Genomic DNA, 21,853 nt, shown 5'->3' on the forward strand with positions numbered 1-21,853 from the left:
GCGACCCAGGTCGACGCCACCACGTGGGCCAACGCGGTCGACCACCCGTTCTTCATCATCTACGACCTGGCGATGGGCGGCGGCTTCCCGGACGCGTTCGGCGGCGGGCCCACCGCGGCCACGGTCTCCGGCGGCAAGCTGGTCATCGACTCGGTCGCCGTCTACAACAAGGGCCCGGGCAGCGGCGGGGGTGGCTCTCCGTCTTCGGGCCAGACCATCACCGGGCCCGGCGGCAAGTGCGTGGACGTGTCCGGCGACGACACCGGAACCGACGGCACCGCGGTCCAGCTGTGGGACTGCCAGTCCGGCGCGAAGGACCAGCACTGGACGTGGAGCGGCCAGACCCTGCAGACCCTCGGCAAGTGCCTGGACATCGCGGGCGGCGTCAACGCCGCCGGCACGAAGCTGCAGCTCGCGACCTGCAACAACGGCGGCTACCAGAACTGGGTTTCGCAGCCGGACGGGTCGCTTCGTAATCCGGCGACCGGGCGCTGCGTCGACTCGCCGTCCGGGGCCACGGCCAACGGCACCCGGCTGCAGATCTGGGACTGCAACGGCAGCGGCGCCCAGAAATTCGCCATCGGCACCCCGATCTATGGCCCGGGCGGCAAATGCGTCGACGTGGCCGGCGACGACACCGGCGGCGACGGCACCGCGGTCCAGCTGTGGGACTGCCAGCAGACCACCTCGGCCGACCAGAAGTGGACCTGGAACGGCCAGACCCTGCGGTCCCTCGGCAAGTGCCTGGACATCGCGGGCGGCGTCAACGCGGCCGGTACGCAGCTGCAGCTCGCCACGTGCAACGGCGGCGGCTACCAGAACTGGGTCGTCAACGGCGACGGGTCCATGTCCAACCCGGCGACCGGCCGCTGCGTCGACTCCCCGTCGGGCGCCACCGCCAACGGCACCCGCCTGCAGATCTGGGACTGCAACGGGTCGGGTGCGCAGAAGTTCGCCCTGGCTTAGGGCCTCGGCGTACGGGAAAGGGCGGCCGGACCGGCCGCCCTTCGCCGGGAAGGGGGTCAGTCGAAGACTATGACCGAGCGGTTGCCGGCGTGGCCGGCGGCCATCGCGTCGAGGGAGGCGTTGGCGTCGCGGAGGCCGACCTTGGTGATCTCGGGGAGGATGTCGTGGGCCGCCGAGAAGGCCAGCGTGTCGCGGGTGTCGTGCGGTGAGCCGGACGGGTTGATCATGACGTGGAGGCGGTTGAGGACCATCGTGCGGGTCGGGAGGATCAGCGGGTCCTCGTTGTAGCCGCACAGCACCAGCCAGCCGTCCGGCGCCAGGCCGGTGAGGGTGGCCGTGGCGGCCTCGGTGGACGGCGCCGCGTTGAGGATCAGGTTGGCGCCGCCCCACGCCTTGAGGGCCTCGGCCGGGTCGGTGTCCTGGGTGGCGATGAACTTCTCGGCGCCGAACTCGCGGGCCTGAGCCTCCGAACGCCTCGACCGGCCGATCACCGCGACCCGGGCGCCCATCGCGACCGCGTAGCGGACCGCCAGCGCGCCGACCCCGCCCGGGCCGATCACCGCGACGCGGGAGTTCGCGGTGATTTTGCCCTGCCGCAGGCTGTTGAAGGCGGTCAGGCCGGCGCACATCAGCGGCGCCGCGGCGACCGGGTCGAGGCCCTCCGGCAGAGGGGTGACGAAGCCGGCCTTCAGCACGGCGTATTCGGCGTAGCCGCCGTCGAAGACGATGCCGGTGATGCGCTTGCGCGGGCAGAGGATCTGGTCGCCGCGGACACAGTAGTCGCAGTGGCCACACGAGTCGCCGAGGAACTGGGCGCCCACCGTGGTGCCGACCGCCGGGAAGGAGACGCCGGGGCCGGTCGCCGCCACCACGCCGGTGATCTCGTGGCCGGGGACGAGCGGGAACTTGGCGATGGGCCAGCGGCCCTGGAGCACGTCCAGGTCCGTGTGACAGATGCCGCACGCGATGATCTTGACCAGCACCTCGCCCGGTCCGGGCTCGGGAACGTCGCGTTCGGTGATCGTGAGCGGCTCATCTACCGCGGTGGCAACGGCGGTAAGCATGAGTGACCTCAATTCAGTCGACGGGCGCCCATCATGATCCAGGCTCGGACGCCGCAGCATCTGTCATTTGACGATGGTTGAGCGTCGAAAACCGGATCAGAAGTCGCTGAAGATGTAGGGCATCTGCCGCGGGAACAGGCTCGTCAGCGGGGCGATCGCCTCCGGAGACAGCACGCCCAGGCCGCGGGTGAAAACCTCGACCGGGTCGAGCACGCCGTACAGGAGGGCGCTGAACCCGCCCACCGTGAGCGTCGCCGCCGGGTTGCCGCCCTTCGCCACGACCAGGCGACCCCCCTCCGACGACAGGCGCCACACACCACCGACCCACTCGTCGTCCGGAATCTCGATCGTGACGTCGCCCGCGCCCACCGGCGTACCGGAAAGAGCGGGCATGTCCAATACCCGCACCATCGGTCCGCCCTTGCGGGGATGACTGACCCGGCCCTCGGTGGTGACCGCCAGGTCGGTGCCCCACAACTCCGGCACCTCGTCGGTGCTGATCGTGACCGACACCCGGGCGACCTGGTCGACGTGGCGGGCGAAGAACTGCAGCAGCAGCGCCCGGCCGAGCGGCCCCGTGGTCAGCAGATCCTCGGCGATCAGGTCGGCGCCATATTCGTTGATGCGGTAACGCACCGCCCCGACCACCTCGCCCTCGGAGCGGGCCACCGCCAGCCAAACCTCATCATCGCGGAACATCTCCGCCCGGGTCGCATCAAAAACCGAAAACCCGTGGCGCGCCTCCAGGAGGCGGTGGGTCAGCTGCGTGTACGCGTCGAAGCCGTCAACCATCGCCAGCCGCTCGACCTCACCCGGCAGCTCCGCCCGGACCAGATGGCCGAGCCCCTCCGGAGCGAACGTCGCCGTGCGGTAGCGGGGCACACCGACAAAGCCGAACCGGGCATAAAAGCTCGGACGAAACGGGTAAAGCACGCTGACCGCCGAGCCCTCCTCCCGCATCTGACCCAGCAGCCGCTCCAACAACGCCCGCACCAGCCCCCGCCGCCGCGCCGACGGATGCGACGCCACCGACGCCACACCGGCCATGTCGTGCACCAGGCCCCGCACGTTCTGCCGCAGCCGGTAGGCGGCCACCGCCGCCAGCGCCTGCCCATCCTCCTCGGCGATCAGGCTGACCGCGGTCTCGTTGAATCGCGCCCGCTCCCGGTACCGCTCCTCATCCGCGGCCGGCCACGGCGAGGGCTGAAAGGCGTACGAGGTGAGCGGAAACATCGTCGCCGTGCGCTCCGCGGCGCTGATCTGCCGAAAGTCCATGCCCACATCCAACCCCGTCCGCGTCCGGTTTCCCCCGGATGGCCAGGTGGCGACGCGCCGGGGACCCCGGTTTGGCAATGCCGAGGTGGACCCGCTAATGTTTCTTCCGTTGCCGGGGCTGCGGAAGCGGGGCCGGAGAGACAAGCGGACGTAGCGCAGCTGGTAGCGCATCACCTTGCCAAGGTGAGGGTCGCGGGTTCGAATCCCGTCGTCCGCTCGGAGAGGCCGCGACAGGTTATCGATGCGGGGCCGGCTCGGTGGAGTGGCCGAGAGGCGAGGCAACGGCCTGCAAAGCCGTGTACACGGGTTCAAATCCCGTCTCCACCTCGGCAGTTGTTGTACCCCGAGGGCGATTGGCGCAGCGGGAGCGCGCTTCCTTGACACGGAAGAGGTCACTGGTTCGATCCCAGTATCGCCCACGAAAGTTTTCGCAGGTCAGAGGCCCGTTACCGATTCTTTGGTAACGGGCCTCTTGCTGGTTCCTCCTTACGGTGGGAGCAAATGGGAGCACAAGATCCATTGGGTGTGCTCTCGGGACCCGATCGGCCGGAGACCGAGTCGGCGGCGGAGTAGAGCCGCCTATCCGCACCTGCACCATCCACAGCCTGTGGATAGTGCGGGTGGCTCCGAATTGTTCGTAGGCGAGGTCCTTTGGTGGGGGTTCAGCGCGTGACGCGGCCGAGGAGGGTGCCGTGGCGTTCGGCAGGCGCGCGCGGTGACGCGTGGACCTGGCCGCGTTCGTTGTCGTAGACCCCAGCAGGGCTTGCAAGGTGAGCGGTTCGTCCCCGGGGTAGGCCGAGGCCCGTGCTGGGTCATGCGACGTGCAGATGGCGGGCAGGCCGCCTGGTCGCATCACCTCAACCGCGACCGGATCCAGCTCCAGCGTGGCCTTCAGCCTGGCCAACTGCTCGTCGGAGAGCGTCGGATCCGGGCCATTGGCACCCCGCGACACCAGCCCCGGGGGGCCGGCAGCGACCCAAACCCGGCGCCACTGATACGCCGACTTCGTCGACAGCTCCAGCATCGAGGCGACCTCAACCGCCGAAACGCCCTGTTCGAACAGCTCCGCTGCCCGAACCCGGACCCGTTCACGCCGAACCCGTTGTGCCAGATCAAGGCGCCCACCATCGCCGTACCGCATGTGATCAGCAGACCCGAAACCTCCACCCGAAACGATCACCCGGAAGTATCACAGTGGATCAGAGGCAGACCCTCACCCCGAAAGGTCTCTAGAGACCGCGTTACGAGCCTGAAAAACCAGCAAGCTCGTGCAGCTCTCTCATCGGCTGTCCACCGCCGGCCGCCGGCCGTGGACCGTGGTGATGGGCGTAAGGCTTCCTCTGGTCTCGTTGAATTTATGAAAGGCTCGAGCTCATGCAACCTCAGCTTGATTCCGCCCCTGCTCCATATCGCCTTCAGGCTGCTCGCGTATTGCGTGTCAACGACGAACGCACGTGCGACATCTGGAGGGACGGGGCGGTCGATGCCGTTCAATTTGCCGCCACCCTGCCCTCCCCACGGACGGAACGGGTATCTCCCGGCCACCTGGTCGCGGTCGCCACTGCGCCGGATGGCACCGACGTCGCGGTGTGGAGGTGGTACGACGCGGTCGTGCTGGGCGATGAGGCCGACGGCTCCGTCCGGCTGTGGGAGCCGGCGCACGGCGAGGTCGTCGCCCGGCCACGGGCGTCGTATCAGAAGCAGCTTCCAGGATCGCGTGCGTACGCCTCGGCCGGCCTTCCCGGCGCCGAATGGTGGGTCGTCGGCGGCACCGACGTCGAGCTGGCTGAAGTCGCAGCACTGTATACCGAGCACAACCTCTGGCCGACCGCGTTCGACTTGCATTCCTGACCGGCAACCGGAATCGCCTGCGGGCGCAGGCGCGCCCGGACATCGGCATGAGTGTGCCTCCCGTCAGCCCAGCGCTCGTCACAGCCTCCCCCATCTGCCGGACTACGACTGGATAGTTGACAGCTCGGACCTGAAGGGACGGCTGGGCGTCGTGCACTTCCAAAAGATTCGCATGGCGGACGAGGTGTACATCGTGGATCCGGGCGGCTACCTAGGAGAATCAACCCGACAAGAGATTGCCTACGCGGAGTCGCTCGGCAAGCCGGTCCGGTATCTGAGCCGCGAGCGCTTGGCGCGAACGGGAGAGCCCAAGAGTGAGTCCGACCGGGCGGTCCGCTCATCGACATGTCAGCGCACTCCCGCAGCTCACCTGGCGATCGGGGGGACGTCGCGACTTGTACCCCACCGGTCGTCTGCGGTGTAGAGATCATCGGCGCCGCCGGCCTTCTCCCGATAGTGGCATTGACGCTGCCGTTCCGGCATGACCGTGGCCGCCACAGACGACTCGGTGACCGCCAGGACGGTCCGTCGGGGTCGCAGCCAGGTCGCTGAGCGCGCCACAGGGGCGTGGCCTGTACTCAGGCTCACCAAGTATCGCGTGGTGGTCGTTATAGGTTGAGTGGGTGCCGAACAGCGACGAACGAGGAGGCACCGTGAACATCCAGTTCCTCGCGACCGTGGCCGTGATCGCTCCCGATCCGGCCGGCAGCCGCAACCTGTATGCCGGGGCGATGGGTCTCCCGCTACAGGGCGAGGGTGACGGCTACTACCACAGCGAACAGATCGCCGGCTGCAAGTCGTTCGGGATCTGGCCGCTCTCCCAGGCCGCTCAGGCGTGCTTCGGAACCGACCAGTGGCCCGCAGGACGGCCGGTACCGCAGGTCAGCATCGAGTTCGATGTGACCGATGCCGCCGCCGTCGCCCCGGCGGCACAGCAGCTGAAGCAGGCCGGCCACGAGCTGCTTCACGGGGCACGAGAGGAGCCATGGGGCCAGACCGTCGCCCGGCTGCAGTCACCCGAGGGCGCGATCATCGGAATCTCCTACACGCCCGTGCTTCACGACTGACCACGGCGCGCGAATCCAACGGTCCCGTCCTGCACGGCCGACTTCGGACGCTTTGGCGATCACCGCTTGATCGAGGGCGGTACTCGCGGTCAAGAACGCCACGTCAAATGCCTGACGGCAACTTCAACTTGGACGAAGCTATCACCCCCTCACGGCTGAACTCGCGCATAGCCGCCACCGCGCAGCTACCAGGACGAAAGCTGGGCGATATCGCCGTGCAGCCGTTCCACGTTGTCTACGACGGTGTGACGTTCGCGCTGGTCGACGAGTCCGACGCCGAGCGAGGCGACTGGTTGGAGCTATACCCGGACCGGCTCGGATTTAGCCACCCATGGGACGGTACGTACAGCACATAAGGCCTGGCTCCGTGCGTCAGGCCTTGCCGCTGGAGTGAGCACGGTCGGCGGCTACTTCTTCGCACTGCCCGGCGTGACCTCAGCGGACGACTGGTACGGCCGCGGCATGGTCGATTGATGCGCGACGGAAGGTCGGACACGCGCCATGGACCGGCCGGGGACGGGCAGGCCCACGGCTATCCAGCGCTGCGGTCCCGCCGGTCCGGAGACGCCGGAGTCACGACCGCAGGCGGGGGCGGAGCCGCAGTCACGACCGCGGCCCGAGCCGGAGCCGGCGTGTCGACCAACCGGGCGAGCAACTGCAAGCGCTCGCTGTCGGTGCTGCCCTCTTCGGCGGTGTAGGCGACGACCATGGGTCCGGGCGCCGTGCCGGGCAGTCGGTAGGCGTCCCAGTCCAGGTTCAGCTCACCCACGAGCGGGTGCACGAGGCGCATCCGGCCGCGGGTGGTCTCCTCGATGTCGTGGCGGCCCCACAGCGTACGGAATTCGGCGCTGTGCACCGCGAGTTCACCGACCAGCTCGAGGGCCCGGGGGTGCCCGGGGTCGGCGGCCACCGCGGTGCGCAGCATCGCGGTCAGCTCGCCGACGGTGGCCGCTCGGTCTGGGCAGGTCAGGTCGGCGTCGGGCTGCAGCAGCAACCACAACATGTTCCGGGCCGGCCGGGGCAGCGCGGTCAACTCGCCGAGCAGGGCGGCGGCCAACGGGTTCCAGGCCAACACGTCGAGGTGCCGGCCAACCACCAGCGCCGGTGCGGTCATCGCGTGCAGCAGCCGCAGGGTGGTTGGAGGCACCACCTCGGGGACGCGTGACCGGCGGCGGATCGGCTTGCGCGCGGCGGCGGCGAGCGTGTGCAGATGCCGGCTCTCCTCCGGGGGGAAGTTCAGGGCCCGGGCGAGGGCGTCGAGAACCTGCTCGGACGGGCGCACGTCACGGCCCTGTTCCATGCGCTGGTAGTAGTCCGAGCTCACCCCGGCCAGCAGGGCGATCTCCTCGCGGCGCAGCCCGGAGACCCGGCGGCGCGGCCCCGGTTCCAGCCCGACGTCCTGCGGTCGCAACCGGGTCCGCCGGGCTTTGAGGAATTCCGCGAGCTCACGGCGGGGATCGTCGGCCATGGGGGCGAGTATGCCTCCGGCGACCGGCGCGAGGGTAGGTCTCGCTGTCCCAGGAAACATCGGTCGACCACGATCGCGGCCCGGCCCCGCAGGATCGGTGTGGCCAGACGTTTCCCGCCGGGAGGACCAGAACCATGAAAGCCATCCAGATCTTCTCGTACGGCACGCCGGACGTTCTCGCCGTGACCGAGGTGGAGCGGCCCGAGCCGGGACCGGGACAGGTGCTGGTCGCGGTGGCGGCGTCCAGCGTGAACGGGCACGACGCACTGCTTCGTTCGGGAGCCATGAAAATCGTCTCCGGCCGCCGGTTCCCGATCGGCGTCGGCCTCGACTTCGCCGGCGTCGTCGCCGGCACCGGCCCGGGGGTCCACGGCGTGGCCATCGGCGAGCTGGTGTGGGGCACGGTGCACCCCCGCGAGAAGCACGCGGTCGCGGGGGCCGCCGAATTTGTCGTCGTCGCGGCGGATCGCATCGGGCCGGTGCCGGCCGGCCTGTCGGCGGTGCAGGCCGCCGCCCTCGTCGTGCCCGGCATCACCGCCCTGGCCGCACTCCGCGGTGCCACCCACCTGGCCGCCGGCGAAACCGTGCTCGTGCGCGGCGCGGCCGGCGGCGTCGGCACGGCCACCGTGCAGCTTGCGCACGGGTTCGGCGGCCGGGTGACCGCGCTGGCCCGCACCCGGCACGCCGCCGCGCTCACCGGCCTGGGCGCCGAACGGGTCCTCGACTACCGCGAGACCGCGCCGGAGGAGGCCGGCCGGTTCGACGTCATCGTGGACACCGTCGGCACGGACCTCGCCCGCTACCGCCGCCGGCTCACCAAGGGCGGCCGGATGGTCACCGTGGGGCTGTCCGGCCCGGCCATCGCCGCGATCGCCGCCTCCACCGTCTTCGGCTCCCGCCGGATCCGCACGTTCAGTGCCGATCCGCGCACCCGGCAACTGGCCGAGCTGGCCGGGCAGGTCGCGTCCGGCGCGATCGTCCCGGTGATCGACGGCGTGCACCCGCTCGCCGGCATCGCCTCGGCCCACCGCGCCTTCGACGCGGGCGGCGTCCTCGGCCGGCAGGTCGTGCGGGTGAGCACGTCCGAAGACCCGGTGGACCCGGCGTGACGGGCCGGGAAGCCGGCTGCGACAAGGGATTGCGGGCCGGCCGGCTTCACCGCGGCGTTCGTGGCCGGCGATCAGGACGTGGCGGGCGAACCCACGTGGTGGTCCGTGACTTGGTGCGCCCCGCCACGCGCTGCTCCTGACCCGCCAGGCTCCGGCCGGCCCGTATCTCGGTCAGATCTTGCCCGGGCCGGCGTGGGCGAGGACCGACGCCGCGACCTGCGAGGTGGGCAACTTGGTGTACTTGTAGCCGCTGGGCAGCGACCAGTTCACCGAGCTCGGGGCCGAGCAGCCGGCGAGGGCCGCCCCGTTCACGGTCGAGCCGGTGTCCTTGAAACTGCCCTCCGGGTTGGCCGTGTTCGGGTTCATCACTACGTCGCCGCAGCGGCCGGCGGTTGCTCCGGTGATGTCGAAGACATTGTTTTCCGCGATGATCTGCGACTTGATCCCGGTGCCGATGCTGTACAGGTGTGGGTAGGCCGGATCGCTCTTGCTGCCGACGAAGTAGTTGTTGACCGAGTGCACCTCGCCGAACCGCACCCGCGGGGCCCGCTGGCCGATGTTGCGGTACAGGTTGCCGATGAAGGTGATCGTCTGGTGGCCGATGTCGCCGGTCTTGCTGTCGGATTGCCCGACCAGCGTGTTCTTCTCGTGCAGTTCGAAGATCGTGTTCGACACGGTCACGAAGTCCGAGGCGTTCTTGATGTCCAGCGAACCGTCGTGGCACTGGATGTGCTTGCGGACACCGTTCTTGTCGGTGTTGCCCAGCGGCTCCATGTCATCGGTGTACGGCGCGTCGGTGAACCACACGTGGTCGATCCACACATGGGTGGAGCCGTCCACGGTCATCCCGTCGAACTCCGAGTTGTAGTTGCCGGCCCCGTCGCCCGAGTCCCACTTCGGCGCCAGGTCGCAGGGATTGGTGATCTTGATGTTGCGGATGATGACGTTGTCGATGTTCGAGACCTTGAACCAGCCGTTCGGCAGGTAAGCGTTGGACCCCACACCGATGATCGTGGTGTTCGGCTGAAGCTTGACCTCGGCCCGAGCGGCCTGGTCGTCATGGCTGGTGAACGGCTTACCCTCGCTCATGTCGATGCTGCCGACCCACTTGATGATCTTTGGAGCCTTTTTGTCGGTCTTGCCGGTGGCCGGGTCGGTGCCGGCCAGCGCGGCGATCAACTGGGCGCGGGTCGAGACGGTGTACGTGTGCGCGGCGGTGGCCGCGGAGCCGCCGGCCGTGCCGCCGGACTGTGCGGCCCAACCGGTGTCAGCGACGGCCGTAGCGGGATCCGCCGCGGCCAACGACGGGGTGACGGTCACCGCGTTGGCTTGTGCCGAGGCGACGACCAGCGCGCCGCCGGTGAGTACGGCGGTGGCCATGGTGAGGACACGGGCCCGGCGCGAGCCGGGAAGGTTCATGTTCATGGGAGCACTCCGGATAGACGGGCGGCGACCCGGAAGCACTCGGTGGAAAGCGCTTACCTGGCCGTATTGGTGGCCATCGTTACATGCCCGGCTTCCGCGGTAAACCCCCCAAGCCGGGGGCCGGGCTTCCCGACCGGCGGGCGCGTCGGGCCGTCTCCTGAGTGAGGTCCTTGACCTCGGAGGCGAGACCGCGGCGAAGCCCGGTGCCCATTTCGCCGGGGCGGGCGGCTTCGATGGTGGCGTTCAGGGCGAGCAGGTGGGTCTGTGATGGCGATGGCGAGGGCACCGAAAACTTTCGGCATGTCGGGGCGGAGCACGTCCAGTTGAATGACGATCCCTGCTATCGATCAGCATCGATCGATGCTATTTTCCGAAAGGGTTTTCGGCGCGTGCCGTGAACCCGGGCCGACCAGCGGCACGCGCGAGCCGGCCTCGATCAGGAAGGAAACGAGATGGCATCTGGACGCACTCGGCGCCTCTTGGCAGTCGTGCTCGCGGCCGGCCTGGGCGCGACACTCCCGGTCATGACGGTGACGGCGCATGCCGACGCCGGCTGCCAGGTGTCGTACACGGTCGGTTCGCAATGGCAGGGTGGTTTCGGCGCATCCGTGGCGGTGACCAACCTCGGTGACCCGATCAACGGGTGGACGCTGCGATGGTCGTTCGACGCAGGGCAGACCGTCGGCCAGACGTGGAACGCCACCGTGGCCCAGTCCGGTGCGGCGGTCACCGCGTCCGGCGTGAGCTACAACGCCGCGCTGGCCACCGGTGCAAGCGTGTCGTTCGGCTTCAACGGAACCTGGACCGGGTCGAACCCGGCGCCGACCGGCTTCACCCTGAACAACGTCGCCTGCGCCGGCACCACCACCACCACGACACGCCCGACGACCCCGCCGACCACCAAGCCGACCACGGCCCCCACCACCACGCCGCCGAACGGAACGCCGCCGGCCGGGACCGTCCGGGTCTACTGGCTCAAGCCCACCGACAAGGCGTTCGACCAGCGATACCCCGACGGCATCACCGGCGTCATGAAGGAAGCGCAACGGTTCTTCAAGGCTCAGCTCGGCAAGACGTTCACGCTGAACAGCCCGGTCGTCGAGGTGGTCAACGGCCTGCACGACACGAACTGGTACATCACCACCAACTGCACCGGCAGCGACCACTACTGGTGCGTGGTTGACAACGGGCAGCGCGAGCTGCAGCAGCGGTTCGGCGCGGACAGCCGGTGGATCAACATCGAGGAGGTCAGCGCCGAGGAAACGAACCAGTCCGGCGGCGGTGGGGGCAACGGCTGGGTGCTCCTCAGCGGTCACGACGCGGACGGCGCCGCGGGTGTCAACGGCCCGATCAACCGCTGGTACGGCGGAATGGTCCACGAGCTGGGCCACGCCTTCGGCCTGCCCGACGCCACCTCGACCGACGGCACGTGCATGTCGGCCTCCCTCTACGACTACCCCAACTGCAGCTTCAACCAGACCCAGAAGAACGGCATCCTCAACGGTCCGTTCGCCGGCTTCTTGTCTTGACGAACGTCAGCTCGCCCGCGGGTGGGGGATCGGCCCTCTCCCACGAATCATCCGGAGAGGTACGTGATCATCGGTCAGCATCGATCGGTCATGGCTCGGGGTGGTGCTGGAGCGCCTCGGTGAGCCAACTGAAGATCGGCGCGAGTGGCGTCATGGTGGGCGAGCCGTTAATGGTGGCGATCAGGTGCCAGTACCGCTCCACCCGCGGATCGTTGGCGATGGTCAGCCGGGTCAGCATCTTGGCGCGGTACTCGGGACTGTCGGTGGCCTCGAAGGTGTCCGCGTAACGGGCGACCAGCTCGGAAACCACCAGACCAGCCTGCGCTGACGCGGGCTGGATCCCAGCAGTGAACGCCGCCGCGACCCGGTCACGGACGTCGTTGGTCAGGTCGTGATGCAGCCCTGTCTGGTCACCGTCGGCACGCTCGGCCGCCTGATATTCAGCCATCCGCCGGACACTGGCTCGGAAGTCGGTGTCCTGTACCAGCTCCGCCAACTCGATCCAGCACTCGACCTGCTCGGCGGTCGGCTCGTCCGGTAGCTCCGGCATCGCCGAACGAAGCAGCTCCATCAGCTCCGGGTTGGCGTCGACACCGCCGAACGTGCTGTCGACGAAGTCGTTAATGAGCCGGTGGCGTTCGGCCTCGGACAGTTGCACGATGCGGTGCATGAGCTTTATCTCCTCAGGGCTGAAGTGCCGTTTCGCCACCGCACGAAGGACCGCCCGCCGCAGTCGAAGCACTCGGATCTGCACGTCAAGCGCCTCGGCGTGGGCGATCGCGGCCTGCGACACGGTGATCTCATCGGCGAGCACCCGATGAATGCTGGCCAAATCAACACCCAGCTCGCGCAACGTGCGGATCAGGTCAAGGCGAGCGACCGCGGTCAGGTCATAACGGCGGTGGTTGGCGGAACTGCGGTATGTGGGCGGCAGAACGCCGGAATCGGAGTAGAACCTGATCGTGCGTACCGGTAGACCGGTCCGCCGAGCCAGATCCCCGATCGAGTACAACGTCCTGTGATCCACGTCGAACAGCCTCCAACCTCCACCAGGTGGAGATGCAACCCGCCGATCATCCTGCATGAACCCGCCGACCGAAACCGGTCCCGTGGACGACGACCGCAACAGCCCCGGTGCCACGGCCGCGTTTGCAGGTCGACCGATGCGCGTGCATGCCGCGTACAAGGTGCCCATGTCGGACCCCGTCACCGAGCGTAAATGGTCAGCCGGCAGGCCGCTGGTGCCCTCGCTCCGGGAAGAGGTGGAGCCCAAACTCGCGAACATCGAGATTGGTGAGATCCCGCTGGTCCCGAAACTCAGCGACATCTGGTGACAGAACCCGGAATTCACGAGCAAAGCCAGCCATTCGAGTGACTGTGCGCTGTGACCCACATCCGGATTTGGCCGATGAGCGGACGTTTCCGCGACCGAGGTCGGTGGGTCGCGACCTGCCACAATCAGGCAATGGCCAAGATCGTGCTATTCCACTCCATGTTAGGGCTGCGCTCTGTGGAACTGCGCGCCGCGGATCGCCTGCGCGCAGCCGGGCACGAGGTCATCACGCCCGACCTCTACGCACGCCAGACCGCCTCGACACTCGATGAGGGCTTCCAGTTGAAGGACCATCGGATCGGCTGGGCCACCATCGAACAGCGTGCTGATCAGGCCGTGCAGAACCTGCCGGCCGACACGGTGCTGGCCGGCATCTCCATGGGCGCGGGTGTCGTCAGCACGTTGCTGCCCCAACGACCCGATACTGCGGGCGTGCTCTTGTTGCACGGCCTTGCCCCGATCCCCACCACCGCCCGTGACGGCCTGCCGGTCCAGCTTCATGTCGCCGACGCGGACGAGTTCGCACCACCTGTCGAAGTCGCCGCCTGGCTCGAAGCGGCAACCCGGACCGGCGTCGACGCGCAGGTGTTCACCTACCAGCAGGCAGGCCATTTCTTCACCGACCCCAGCCTGCCCGATCACAACGCACAGGCGACGACCCTGACCTGGCAACGCGTCCTCGACTTCCTGCGGACTGTCTCCGGGTGACGCTCTTCCACCGGTCTGCGTGTCGAAGCTGGTTAACATGCGAAGATGCTGGACAACGCACGGATCGAAGCCCGAATTCCCACTCAGGATCTCGCTCGAGCCGGCGCTGGTATGCCGAGAAGCTTGGCCTCGAACCGGTCGAGGAACGTGACGGCGGCCTGCGTTACGAGGGCGCAACCGGTGTCTTCTGCCTGTTCGCCTCGGCCGGGCGGTCCGACGGCTCGTTCACTCAGATGGGCTTCTACGTCGACGACATCGAAGCGGTCGTCGCTGGGCTGTGCCCCCGCGGGGTGGTGTTCGAGCAGTACGACGGCGCCGTGAACGGGATCATGGACATCGAGGGCAACTACCCGGACCTGGCCGCCGAGCTGATGCGGCAACTGCAGTCTGCGGCCCACCGCACCGAACGGGTCGTCCTGCGGACCGTGTCGGCCTGTTGCGAGGCATTGCTGGCCCCCGCCCCGGAACTTGACTCCACGTTCCGGGCGGCGCTGACCGCGTGCGATGCCTCGACCCTTCCGCTGGAACACGCTCGTACCCTTCCGTGCGACGCCGGCGCCGCGGCGGACCTGCATGGTGCCGTCCGGCCCGGCCTTCTGGCGGGCCGGAAGAGTAACCGGAACGCCGGCAGAGCGGCAGAAGTCCGCGCCGGGCGGCCATCACCCGGTCGCCCGCTGCGGCGATTGCGGTTTCGCTCTGCGCTCGGTCACAGCCAGTTTGCCTCGGTGGCGATGCGAATGGCGTCCAGCCGGCTGTGCGCGTCGAGCTTGTGCATGATCGTTGATAGGTAGGTGCGTACGGTGCCGGGTGTGAGGAACAAGACCGCGGAGATCTCCCGTACGGACATGCCGGCGGCGGCGAGCCGCAGCACGTCGCCTTCCCGCGGTGTCAGCGGGTTCGGCGGTCCGTTCACCATCGACACGGCAATCGCCGGTTCGATGAAACGTTCACCGGCGGCCACCCGGCGCACGGCATCCTCCAGCTCCTCGATGTGACAGTTCTTTCTCAGGCACGCTCCGACCCCACGGCCCAGCGCGTGCCGGAGGGCGGCGGAGACGGCCACATTGGTGAGGACGACGACACCGCAGTCCGGGCGTTCCCCGGCGACGGTGTCGATGGCGTCCACCACCGAGCCCTTGGGTGTGTCCAGGTCGACGACGAACACGTCGGCGTCGACCCTGCGGGCTAATTCCGGGCTCAGGTCTGCGCTCGTCTTCTCCGCCACGACGGTGAGGTCGTCTTCACGCGGCAGCGCCTTCGCAAGGGCCGTTCTCAGCAGGCATATGTCGACGATCAGCATGATGCGGATCATGGTGGTTTCCTTCCCAGGCTGGTGAACTGTGCCTGGTTCGCCCGATTGTCACGGTGTCGAACCGGCACGGACAGAGGCGAGGAGTCGCGCGGCACGCTGGAGCGCCGGCGCGACGGGGAAGGATCAACCGGGCAGCGGTGCGCGGCTCAGGCCGCGTCCCTGCCGATGCATCGAGTCGGTAGCCACGGTCCCGAGCAGGGCCGGAGTGGGAAGCCAGGCGCCGGAGGTCGTCGCCCAGGCCCCTGGGGCGGTATTCACGCCGGCGGTGGCTGAGGAGCTCGCGAGCGCGAGCTGGACCGGTTGGGGGGCCGGTGACCACGGGACAGTCCGCCGCAACGCACCGGGTGCCGCGCCATGACTCTCGACGGCCTTGGCCGGGGCCGGGGAGGACGAGGGCGGCGCCTGGCCGGCCCGGGCGCACGGTCGGCTTGTGTCGTGGCCTTTGTCAGCGGCCTCGGGTGCCTGTTGAGCTGTCCGGGTCGCGCTGACCGCCTTCGTGGTCGTTGCGCGGACCGGGGATCCGACCGGCGGAGCCGCCAGGGATGCGGAGGCCATCGAGCGGTCCCAGGCGGTGTTGACGACCGGCCCCGGCGCAGAGCCGGTGATAACGGGCGTCGGGGTCGCCGGCGAAACCGGACGGAACGTCGTGCCGACCGGTGCGGTAACGGATCGCAGGACCGCGGCGGCCGGTTTCGTGAGGGGCTGAAGCGCCGCCTTGACCGGCGCTGTAACGGTTTGCAGAGCCGTGGTGACCGGGGTGACGGTGTTGAGGGTGGTGGTCAGGCGGGCGGTGGGTCGCAGCGTCGTGGTCGCCGGAGTGGCCGTGCGCAGCTGGGTCTCGCCGAGGTTCACGCCGGTGCGAGGCTTGCCCGGTGCCGGCAGCGTCCGCAACGCCTTACCGGCGCTCGACGGCGTGACTTGCTTGGCGGGCGGCTGCCGCCTGGTGTGCTGGCTGTGGAGGGGAACTGGCACCCGCTTGGCGGTCTGCAACTGGCCGGTCCGCTTCGCGCGAACGGATACTCGTACCCGTTCGGCGTTCCGGGAAATCCGGGTGACTGTGTGCCGGCCGGCGGGGGGAGTGGGGTGGCCCGCGGCCTTGCCGGCCCGGGACACCAGGCTGCGGGTCCGATCGACCGTGCTCGTCCGTCCGGCGGCCGGCGAACCGCCATCCTGGCTGCGGCCAGGATCGGGGACTCCGCTGTGGAGGATCGGACTGAGCCCGGCGGTGACGTTGCCGAGGCCCGGCGCCACCGGCTTGTCGTTCGCGTGCGCAGCGCTGGCGCTCAGCAGCAGATAAGCCACCGTCGCCGAGGCCGCCAGGATGATCAGGCGGAGGACGGTGGACAGGCATTGTTCAGCCGTTCGATCGGGCACCTCTGCCGTCACCACGGGGAACGCTCCGTCCTGCTTCGCTGAGTCGGTCCACCAAGGACCGTAACGCCGTCTTCTAATGATCGCCAATGATGTCGGAGGAAATTGCCTCGCGCACGCTTCCCCAGAGGGATTTCTTTAAACACTGCGTTTGTCAGCAATGTGCGGTGAAAGGTGTGGTGGAGCCACTGACATCGGCGACTGTCCCGTCCCGGCGGGTTCTCGGCACGATTGCCGCAGACCGATGAGGGAGGCCGGAGTTGGATCGCCGTTACGACGCCTACTGTGCCGTCGACCCGCTGTTCTACGACTCGCTGGCGACCACGCAACGCTCGGCGGGGGACTTTCCGGCGGCCCGCCGGCCACTGCCGGACGGCTGGCGCCTCCAGGCCCACGAGGACTGGCTGATCGCCGGCCCGGACGGCGCGAAGCTGCCCCGGCAGGGTTGGAAGATCCATTCTTCGGGCTGCCCGGACAACGGCGAGCGGATAGTCGACACCATTTGGGAATACTGCGTAGCTCGGGGGATTTCGTTCAAATTCCTCCGCTCTCCGCAAGTGCTGTTCATGCGGAACTCGAAGTATTCGCCCCGGGCCTCCAGCGGCAAGCTCGCCACGATCTATCCGGTCGACGACACCGCCGCGCAGACCATTCTGACCGAGCTCGGCGTGCTGCTGAGCGGCGAGCCGGGCCCGTACATCCTCAGTGACCTGCGCTGGGGCGACGGTCCGCTGTACGTCCGCTACGGCGCCTTCGCGCACCTCTACTGCATCGCCGGCGACGGTGACCTGGTGCCGGCGCTGGCCGGGCCGGACGGCACGCTCGAGCCGGACCGGCGCCAGGCGGTCTTCAGCCTGCCGCCCTGGCTCGAGCTGCCCGCGTTCCTCGAGCCGCATCTGGCCGCCCGCAACGCGGTGACCACGAACGACGTGCCCTACCGGGTGACCCGGGTCCTGCACTACTCCAACGCCGGCGGCCTCTACGCGGCCGAGGACCAGCGGACCGGCGAGCAGGTCGTACTGAAGGAGGCGCGACCGTACGCCGGGCTCGACGGCCGCGGCGACGACGCGATCACGCGGCTGCGCCGGGAGCACGAGATGCTCGACCGGGTGGCCGACGCCGGCTGTACGCCCCGCGTGCACGACCGTTTCCCGCTGGGTGAGCATGAGTTTCTGGCCATGGAGTACGTCGAGGGCGAGCCGCTGAACCGGCTCATCGTGCAGAAGTACCCGCTGACCGAGGCGGACGCCGACGAGGCCACCCTCGCGGAGTACACGCAGTGGGCCCTGGCCGTCTACCACCAGGTGGAGCAGGCGGTGCGCGCCCTCCACGAGCGCGGGGTCGTCTACGGGGACCTGCACATGTTCAACATCATGGTGCGGCCGGACGGGCGCATCGCGCTGCTCGACTTCGAGGTGGCCGCGCCGATCACCGAGCGGCGCCGCCCGGGCCTGCGCAACCAGGGCTTCGCCGCCCCGCGGGACCGAGTCGGCGCGGCGGTGGACGAGTACGCCCTGGCCTGCCTCGCGATCGCGCTGTTCCTGCCGCTCACCCCGCTGCTGCGGCTGTACCCGGCCAAGGTGAGGCACTTCGCGGACATCATCGCCGAAGACTTCCCGGTGCCGCGCGACCTGCTGGACCGCGCGGTGGCCGTCGTGGAGGGCCCTTCCACCGCGCGGCCGCACGGCAGCGGAACCCGCGACTGGACGGTCTTCGACGCCGAACCGGACCGCTGGCCCGCCGCGCGTGACGCGCTCGTACGTGCCATTCTCGGCAGCGCCACGCCCGAGCGCGCTGACCGGCTCTATCCCGGCGACATCGAGCAGTTCCGGGTCGGTGGCCTCGGTGTGGCGCACGGTGCCGCCGGCGTGCTGTACGCGCTCGCCGAGTCCGGTGTGGACATTCCTCCCGAGCACCGCGAATGGTTCCTCAAACGCGCCGCCGACCCGGGTTTCGATCCGCGTCACGGCTTCCTCGACGGCCTACACGGCGTCGCATACGTCCTGGAACGTCTCGGCGAGCGCCAACCGGCACTGGACCTGGTCGAGCGCTGCCTGACCGCGGGCTGGGAGGGCCTCGGCCCGGATCTGGCGGGCGGGGTCGCCGGCATCGGCCTTAACCTGCTGCACCTGGCCGGGCGGACCGGCGAGACCGGGCTCCGCGACGCCGCGCTGCGCGCCGCGGCCCTGGCCGGGAACCGGCTCGGCGACGTCGGCTCCGTCCCCGAGGTCAGCGGCGGCGAGCACCCGCACGCGGGGCTCACCCGCGGTTCCAGCGGGGTGGCTCTCTTCTTCTTGCGCACGTACGAGGCTACGGGCGACAGCGGGTATCTCGAGCTGGCCGCCACCGCGTTACGGCAGGACCTGCGCCGCTGCGTGACCCGGCCGGACGGGGCGCTGGAGGTCGACGAGGGCTGGCGGACCATGCCCTACCTGGGGGAGGGCAGTGTCGGCATCGGCCTGGTGCTCGACCACTACCTGCGGCACCGGCCGGACGACGAGTTCCGGCACGCGTCGGCCGCGATCGCCCGGGCAGCCCGTTCTCCGATGTACGTGCAGCCCGGCCTGTTCGCCGGACGCGCGGGCATCGTCGCCTACCTGGCTTCGCGCCGCGACCCGGACCTCTCCGCCCAGGTGCGCCGCCTCGCCTGGCACGCCCTGCCGTACGGCGGCGGTCTGGCCTTTCCCGGCGAGCAGCTGCTGCGCCTCTCCATGGACCTCGCGACCGGCACCGCCGGCGTGCTGCTGGCGCTGGCCATGGCCCGGCGCGACCACCCGGCGTCGTTGCCGCTCCTGGATTCCCGCCCGACCGAGGTGGGTCTCGACAGCTACTCCGACGGGAGGAGGTGAACGACCATGGCGCTTCTGGACCTGCAGGGCATGGAGCTCTCCGCCGAGCAGCGCAACGGTGGCGGCGGCAGCCGCGCGTCGCTGCTGCTGTGCGGCAACAGCTCGCTCAGCGTGACCACCTGCAACTGACGTCGCCGGATCACGGTCGACGTCTTGCGGCCCCGGTGCCGGCCACGAGCCGGACCGGGGCCGCGCACCGCCGGACATCGAAAGGAATGCCGTGACCACCCCCCGTACGCTGGTTGCCCTCGCCGTCACCGCCGGCTGTTCCGCCTTCGCGGAGCTGGCCCTGCCGCTGGCGATCGGCGGCACGGTGGACGCCATCGTCTCCGGACACGCCACCGGCCTCCGGCTGGCCTGGACGTTCGCGCTGGTCGGCGTGCTCGTGATCGCCGATCCGGTCCGCGACCTGCTCGCCGGGCTGGCGCCCGCACGGCGGACCGCAGAGCTGCGGCGGCGGCTGGTCCGGCACACGCTGGCGCTCGGCGCACGCCGGCCGGAGGCGGCCGGTGACGTGGTGAGCCGGGTGCTCACCAGCGCGGCGGAGGCCGGCCAGGACGGCGTGGCCCTGGTCCTCGCCGTGGTGGCCACCGTTCCCGTGGTCGGCGCGATCGCCGCATTGGCCTACCTGGACCCCTGGCTGGTGGCGGGCTATCTGGCCGGCACCGTGGTGATAACCGCGCTGCTGCGGCGGCACGTCCGGGACACCTCCGACGCGGTGGTCCGCTATCAGCGGGCCCAGGCCGACATCGCCGCCCGGCTCTCCGACGCCCTCGCCGGTCGCCGGACCATCGCCGCCGCCGCCACGGTACCGGCGGAGATCCGCCGCTGTCTGCGACCACTGGGTGACTTGTCCGCGGCGGGCTACGGAACCTGGCAGGTGCTCGCCCGATCGGCGGGACAGAGCGCAGTCGTCGGACCGCTGCTGCAGCTGTCGGTGGTGGCCGTGGGCGGCTGGCTGCTGGCCCGCGGACGGCTCACTCCGGGCGAACTCCTCGCCGCCGTCCAGTACGGCATGCTCGGTGCCGGGATCGGCGGCCTCGTCGCCGCGTTCAGCCGGGTGGCCCGAGCCCGCGCCGGTGGACGCCGCGTCGCCGAGGTGCTGGACCTGGCCGCGCCCCGCTACGGGCACCGCGAGCTTCCGCCCGGGCCGGGCGGCCTGACGTTCGACGGCGTCACCGTCCGCGCGGAGGGCGTCCCGGTGCTCGAGCGGGTCGACGTGACACTTCCCGGTGGCCGGCCGATCGCTGTGGTCGGCCGATCGGGATCCGGCAAGTCGACCTTCGCCGCGCTCGCCGCGCGGCTCACCGATCCGGACGAAGGCACGGTCAGGTTGGACGGCGTCCCGCTGCGGGAACTGTCGGCGGCGGTGCTGCGCCGCGAGATCGGTGTGGCGTTCGAACGGCCGGTGCTGGTCGGGGCGACCGTGGCCGACGCGGTCGGGCTCGCCCACGATCCGCCCGGCGTGCCCCCGGTGACGGATGTGCTCCGGGCCGCCTGCGCCGACGCCTTCGTGTCCCGGCTGCCGCGCGGCTCTGCCACGCCGCTCGCCGAGGCGCCGCTGTCCGGCGGTGAGAACCAGCGGCTCGGGCTGGCCCGCGCCTGGCATGCCCGGCGCTTGCTCGTACTCGACGACGCGACGTCGAGTTTGGACACAGCGACCGAGGCGGAGATTCTGCGCCTCCTCACCGAAGATGTCCGGCGTACTCATCTGATCGTGGCCCACCGCGCCGGCACCGCCGCGCAATGCGCGAGTGTGGTGTGGCTGGACCGCGGCCGGGTCCGCGCGGTCGCGCCCCACCGCCGACTGTGGAACGACCAGGACTACCGCGCCGTTTTCGGGGCTCGAACATGAACCGCGACCTGCGGGCCGCCGGACGCGAGTCGATCGCGGTGATGCGCTGCCGCCGCGCCGACCTGGGCCGACTCCTCGCCTGGTCGGTGCCCGAGTCGGCACCGGCGATGCTCTCCGGCCTGGTGGTCGCGCACGCAGTGGACCAGGGTTTCCTCCGCGGCGAACCGGCGGTCGGGTTCGCGTGGCTCGGCCTCCTGCTGATCGCCGCGGTGACCGGGGCCTGGGGCGCCCGGCAGACCAGCCGGTCGGTGGCCGGGATCGTCGAGCCGTTCCGGGACGACCTGGTCACCCGGGTGGTCACCACGTCGCTGGGTACGGCGACGCGCCCTGGCCCGGGTGCGCCTCCGGCGGGTGCCATGGCCGGGCTGACCCAGCAGGTCGAGACGGTACGGGACGCGTTCGCGGGCCTGGTGCTGGTGTCGCGTGGGTTCGTGGCCACGGTCCTCGCCGCACTCATCGGCACCGCGTCGCTTGCCGCCCCGCTGCTGGTGGTTCTCGCGCCACCGCTGCTCGTCGGGCTCGGGCTGTTCGCCGTGGCGCTCCGCCTCGGGGTCCGCTGGCAGCGCGAGTATCTGGCCGCCGGCGAGCGGCTCGCCGACCATCGGGCCGGGCAGGTCGAGCAGGACCTGGCGCTGCTCGTACGGCCCCCACGGGCTGGTCGAGCGGAGAAC

The 21,853-nt window shown here is 69.8% G+C and carries 19 protein-coding genes, 3 tRNA genes and 2 pseudogenes; 15 read left to right on the plus strand and 9 right to left on the minus strand.

The genetic code is table 11. From position 1 onward, the window contains the following. A partial coding sequence (locus AB0M88_RS46290; RefSeq protein WP_364113430.1) for a ricin-type beta-trefoil lectin domain protein occupies window positions 1-966 on the plus strand: 966 nt, incomplete at its 5' end. Between the two features lie 56 nt (window positions 967-1,022). Here the strand turns inward: AB0M88_RS46290 and AB0M88_RS46295 are convergent. Both AB0M88_RS46295 and AB0M88_RS46300 read right to left on the minus strand, forming a co-directional pair. Next, on the minus strand, window positions 1,023-2,030 hold the full coding sequence (locus tag AB0M88_RS46295) for an alcohol dehydrogenase catalytic domain-containing protein (protein WP_364113432.1): 1,008 nt from the start codon (window positions 2,028-2,030) through the stop codon (window positions 1,023-1,025). 96 nt (window positions 2,031-2,126) lie between these two features. Further along, the gene (locus AB0M88_RS46300; protein WP_364113434.1) at window positions 2,127-3,305 is read right to left on the minus strand and encodes a GNAT family N-acetyltransferase; all 1,179 of its coding nucleotides are present in this window, start codon (window positions 3,303-3,305) and stop codon (window positions 2,127-2,129) included. 144 nt (window positions 3,306-3,449) lie between these two features. Here AB0M88_RS46300 and AB0M88_RS46305 point away from each other — a divergent pair. The 3 genes from AB0M88_RS46305 to AB0M88_RS46315 all read left to right on the plus strand — a co-directional run bounded on the left by AB0M88_RS46305 (window position 3,450) and on the right by AB0M88_RS46315 (window position 3,724). After that, a tRNA-Gly gene (locus tag AB0M88_RS46305) sits at window positions 3,450-3,522 on the plus strand. A gap of 39 nt (window positions 3,523-3,561) precedes the next feature. Then, window positions 3,562-3,632: transfer RNA gene (locus AB0M88_RS46310), tRNA-Cys, on the plus strand. A 20-nt stretch (window positions 3,633-3,652) separates the two neighbouring features. Next, window positions 3,653-3,724: transfer RNA gene (locus AB0M88_RS46315), tRNA-Val, on the plus strand. Window positions 3,725-4,269: 545 nt separating this feature from the next. On the opposite strand, the pseudogene AB0M88_RS46320 reads toward AB0M88_RS46315, so the two are convergent. Continuing rightward, window positions 4,270-4,446, minus strand: a pseudogene (locus AB0M88_RS46320) (helix-turn-helix domain-containing protein); the annotation flags it as partial. Between the two features lie 290 nt (window positions 4,447-4,736). Between AB0M88_RS46320 and AB0M88_RS46325 the strand changes: the two are divergent. The 3 genes from AB0M88_RS46325 (at window position 4,737) to AB0M88_RS46335 (ending at window position 6,579) form a co-directional block, all read left to right on the plus strand. Then, entirely contained in the window at window positions 4,737-5,156 is a 420-nt protein-coding gene (locus AB0M88_RS46325; protein WP_364113436.1) for a hypothetical protein, read from the plus strand. Window positions 5,157-5,809: 653 nt separating this feature from the next. Then, the gene (locus AB0M88_RS46330) at window positions 5,810-6,223 is read left to right on the plus strand and encodes a hypothetical protein (RefSeq protein ID WP_364113438.1); all 414 of its coding nucleotides are present in this window, start codon (window positions 5,810-5,812) and stop codon (window positions 6,221-6,223) included. A 107-nt stretch (window positions 6,224-6,330) separates the two neighbouring features. After that, the gene (locus AB0M88_RS46335) at window positions 6,331-6,579 is read left to right on the plus strand and encodes a hypothetical protein (RefSeq protein WP_364113440.1); all 249 of its coding nucleotides are present in this window, start codon (window positions 6,331-6,333) and stop codon (window positions 6,577-6,579) included. 176 nt (window positions 6,580-6,755) lie between these two features. On the opposite strand, the gene AB0M88_RS46340 is transcribed toward AB0M88_RS46335, so the two are convergent. Beyond that, window positions 6,756-7,691, minus strand: coding sequence for a helix-turn-helix transcriptional regulator (locus AB0M88_RS46340; protein WP_364113442.1), 936 nt, complete (start codon window positions 7,689-7,691; stop codon window positions 6,756-6,758). A gap of 134 nt (window positions 7,692-7,825) precedes the next feature. Between AB0M88_RS46340 and AB0M88_RS46345 the strand changes: the two genes are divergently transcribed. Then, complete coding sequence (locus tag AB0M88_RS46345) at window positions 7,826-8,800, plus strand: NAD(P)-dependent alcohol dehydrogenase (RefSeq protein WP_364113444.1); 975 nt, start codon at window positions 7,826-7,828, stop codon at window positions 8,798-8,800. Between the two features lie 171 nt (window positions 8,801-8,971). On the opposite strand, the gene AB0M88_RS46350 is transcribed toward AB0M88_RS46345, so the two are convergent. Together AB0M88_RS46350 and AB0M88_RS46355 are read right to left on the minus strand one after the other, a co-directional pair. Further along, the gene (locus tag AB0M88_RS46350; protein WP_364113446.1) at window positions 8,972-10,225 is read right to left on the minus strand and encodes a polysaccharide lyase family 1 protein; all 1,254 of its coding nucleotides are present in this window, start codon (window positions 10,223-10,225) and stop codon (window positions 8,972-8,974) included. A 145-nt stretch (window positions 10,226-10,370) separates the two neighbouring features. Further along, window positions 10,371-10,490 (minus strand): annotated as a pseudogene (locus AB0M88_RS46355) (methyl-accepting chemotaxis protein); the annotation flags it as partial. A 187-nt stretch (window positions 10,491-10,677) separates the two neighbouring features. Between AB0M88_RS46355 and AB0M88_RS46360 the strand changes: the two are divergent. Continuing rightward, on the plus strand, window positions 10,678-11,754 hold the full coding sequence (locus tag AB0M88_RS46360; RefSeq protein ID WP_364113448.1) for a cellulose binding domain-containing protein: 1,077 nt from the start codon (window positions 10,678-10,680) through the stop codon (window positions 11,752-11,754). An 88-nt stretch (window positions 11,755-11,842) separates the two neighbouring features. On the opposite strand, the gene AB0M88_RS46365 is transcribed toward AB0M88_RS46360, so the two are convergent. Then, window positions 11,843-12,838: a MerR family transcriptional regulator gene (locus tag AB0M88_RS46365; RefSeq protein WP_364113450.1), complete on the minus strand. Its 996-nt coding sequence runs from the start codon at window positions 12,836-12,838 to the stop codon at window positions 11,843-11,845. On the opposite strand from AB0M88_RS46365, the gene AB0M88_RS46370 reads away from it, so the two are divergent. The 3 genes from AB0M88_RS46370 to AB0M88_RS46380 all read left to right on the plus strand — a co-directional run bounded on the left by AB0M88_RS46370 (window position 12,837) and on the right by AB0M88_RS46380 (window position 14,586). Then, on the plus strand, window positions 12,837-13,088 hold the full coding sequence (locus AB0M88_RS46370; RefSeq protein WP_364113452.1) for a hypothetical protein: 252 nt from the start codon (window positions 12,837-12,839) through the stop codon (window positions 13,086-13,088). The genes AB0M88_RS46365 and AB0M88_RS46370 overlap by 2 nt on opposite strands. Before the next feature lie 74 nt (window positions 13,089-13,162). Then, on the plus strand, window positions 13,163-13,795 hold the full coding sequence (locus AB0M88_RS46375; RefSeq protein ID WP_364113454.1) for a dienelactone hydrolase family protein: 633 nt from the start codon (window positions 13,163-13,165) through the stop codon (window positions 13,793-13,795). Beyond that, window positions 13,792-14,586, plus strand: a complete 795-nt coding sequence (locus tag AB0M88_RS46380; protein WP_364113456.1) for a hypothetical protein — start codon at window positions 13,792-13,794, stop codon at window positions 14,584-14,586. Before AB0M88_RS46375 ends, AB0M88_RS46380 begins: the two co-directional genes overlap by 4 nt. On the opposite strand, the gene AB0M88_RS46385 is transcribed toward AB0M88_RS46380, so the two are convergent. After that, window positions 14,502-15,107 carry a response regulator transcription factor gene (locus AB0M88_RS46385; RefSeq protein WP_364113458.1) on the minus strand — a complete coding sequence of 202 codons (606 nt, stop codon included), beginning with the start codon at window positions 15,105-15,107 and terminating at the stop codon, window positions 14,502-14,504. The genes AB0M88_RS46380 and AB0M88_RS46385 overlap by 85 nt on opposite strands. 123 nt (window positions 15,108-15,230) lie before the next feature. Continuing rightward, window positions 15,231-16,496: a hypothetical protein gene (locus tag AB0M88_RS46390; RefSeq protein ID WP_364113460.1), complete on the minus strand. Its 1,266-nt coding sequence runs from the start codon at window positions 16,494-16,496 to the stop codon at window positions 15,231-15,233. 242 nt (window positions 16,497-16,738) lie between these two features. Here AB0M88_RS46390 and lanKC point away from each other — a divergent pair, with 242 nt between their 5' ends. The 3 genes from lanKC to AB0M88_RS46405 all read left to right on the plus strand — a co-directional run bounded on the left by lanKC (window position 16,739) and on the right by AB0M88_RS46405 (window position 21,182). Next, a complete protein-coding gene (lanKC, locus tag AB0M88_RS46395; protein ID WP_364113462.1) occupies window positions 16,739-19,327 on the plus strand; it encodes a class III lanthionine synthetase LanKC in 2,589 nt (862 codons plus the stop codon). Window positions 19,328-19,333: 6 nt separating this feature from the next. Then, window positions 19,334-19,456, plus strand: a complete 123-nt coding sequence (locus AB0M88_RS46400; protein ID WP_364113464.1) for a SapB/AmfS family lanthipeptide — start codon at window positions 19,334-19,336, stop codon at window positions 19,454-19,456. Between the two features lie 91 nt (window positions 19,457-19,547). Next, a complete protein-coding gene (locus tag AB0M88_RS46405) occupies window positions 19,548-21,182 on the plus strand; it encodes an ABC transporter ATP-binding protein (RefSeq protein WP_364113466.1) in 1,635 nt (544 codons plus the stop codon). The last annotated feature ends 671 nt before the right edge of the window (window positions 21,183-21,853 follow it).

Source organism: Actinoplanes sp. NPDC051411, from assembly GCF_040682075.1.
Lineage (GTDB): Bacteria > Actinomycetota > Actinomycetes > Mycobacteriales > Micromonosporaceae > Actinoplanes.

What these genes read in the sequence shown, in the direction of transcription:
- AB0M88_RS46360 (WP_364113448.1), top strand. Translation starts at nt 10,678, where the DNA reads ATGGCATCTGGACGCACTCGGCGCCTCTTGGCAGTCGTGCTCGCGGCC.
- AB0M88_RS46350 (WP_364113446.1), bottom strand. Translation starts at nt 10,225, where the DNA reads ATGAACATGAACCTTCCCGGCTCGCGCCGGGCCCGTGTCCTCACCATG.
- AB0M88_RS46340 (WP_364113442.1), bottom strand. Translation starts at nt 7,691, where the DNA reads ATGGCCGACGATCCCCGCCGTGAGCTCGCGGAATTCCTCAAAGCCCGG.
- AB0M88_RS46370 (WP_364113452.1), top strand. Translation starts at nt 12,837, where the DNA reads ATGAACCCGCCGACCGAAACCGGTCCCGTGGACGACGACCGCAACAGC.
- AB0M88_RS46385 (WP_364113458.1), bottom strand. Translation starts at nt 15,107, where the DNA reads ATGATCCGCATCATGCTGATCGTCGACATATGCCTGCTGAGAACGGCC.
- AB0M88_RS46345 (WP_364113444.1), top strand. Translation starts at nt 7,826, where the DNA reads ATGAAAGCCATCCAGATCTTCTCGTACGGCACGCCGGACGTTCTCGCC.
- AB0M88_RS46295 (WP_364113432.1), bottom strand. Translation starts at nt 2,030, where the DNA reads ATGCTTACCGCCGTTGCCACCGCGGTAGATGAGCCGCTCACGATCACC.
- AB0M88_RS46375 (WP_364113454.1), top strand. Translation starts at nt 13,163, where the DNA reads ATGAGCGGACGTTTCCGCGACCGAGGTCGGTGGGTCGCGACCTGCCAC.
- AB0M88_RS46400 (WP_364113464.1), top strand. Translation starts at nt 19,334, where the DNA reads ATGGCGCTTCTGGACCTGCAGGGCATGGAGCTCTCCGCCGAGCAGCGC.
- AB0M88_RS46335 (WP_364113440.1), top strand. Translation starts at nt 6,331, where the DNA reads ATGCCTGACGGCAACTTCAACTTGGACGAAGCTATCACCCCCTCACGG.
- AB0M88_RS46300 (WP_364113434.1), bottom strand. Translation starts at nt 3,305, where the DNA reads ATGGACTTTCGGCAGATCAGCGCCGCGGAGCGCACGGCGACGATGTTT.
- AB0M88_RS46365 (WP_364113450.1), bottom strand. Translation starts at nt 12,838, where the DNA reads ATGCAGGATGATCGGCGGGTTGCATCTCCACCTGGTGGAGGTTGGAGG.